Origin of the sequence: Campylobacter troglodytis (assembly GCF_006864425.1) — a bacterium.
GTDB lineage: Bacteria > Campylobacterota > Campylobacteria > Campylobacterales > Campylobacteraceae > Campylobacter_D > Campylobacter_D troglodytis.
In genome coordinates this window covers 1-803 of sequence record NZ_QHLI01000186.1, presented here as the reverse complement: position 1 = coordinate 803, position 803 = coordinate 1, and the positions used below count along the sequence as shown (strand labels likewise).

The 803-nt window shown below is 32.6% G+C and carries 2 pseudogenes; both read right to left on the bottom strand.

Annotation, left to right across the window (positions count from 1 at the left end):
- A pseudogene (locus DMC01_RS12640) lies at positions 1-538 on the bottom strand (AlwI family type II restriction endonuclease); the annotation flags it as partial.
- A gap of 3 nt (positions 539-541) precedes the next feature.
- Positions 542-803 (bottom strand): annotated as a pseudogene (locus DMC01_RS14180) (DNA adenine methylase); the annotation flags it as partial.

Sequence of the window (803 nt, the reverse complement as noted above, 5' to 3'; positions counted from 1 at the left end):
ATAATAAAAGCAAAGGCACATTTGCATTTAAAACTCGTCTAAAAGGATTATTGCTTTGATATTTCATCATACAATTTAAAAAGATATTTGAAATTTTTTCCTCATTGCTTGGAATTTCATTGATGGCATCTATGAGTAAATGCCCTGTGTTTGAGATAAGCAAAGATTCATTCATTGCATAATAACAAAATCCAAATTCCATAGGTAGTTTATACCAAGTATCAAACCTTGAGTCCCAACCCCCATCAAAGCCTTTTTCCTTGTGCTTTTGTGGTGAATTTTCAATGATTTCTTGTGTTTGACTCGTGCTAAAAATTTCATCGCTATCCAAAATTTCTTTAAAATTCCTACTTGCATACAACGGCACATAGAGTTTATTTGCGATTAAATGTGCTACAACTTGCATTATCACTTTGTGGCTTAATTTTTGATTTTCAAAAGGCAGTAACGCCTTTAAAAACTCCGCTATTCTTTGTGGATTTCTCATCGTTGTGCTAAATGATAAGATTTTGTATTCAGGCTTTCTTTCTTTACTCATTTTTTACCTTTTAAAATTGCTTACATAAAGTTCTTTTGAGTCTTTTTTAATGCTATTATCATTAAAGCTAATATAATTACTCACAATGTTCGTGCAGTGATATTTTCGCGCAAAATGTTCTAATAGGGTATTGTGTCTGCCTTTGTGGGTTAGCAAGTTGGTAAGTCCAAAGCACACACCTTTTAAATTTAAAGCGTCTAAAAATGCGTAAAATTCACGCTCTTTATCCTCACTCCAAAGTTTGTTATACTCGCCATCGCTGATG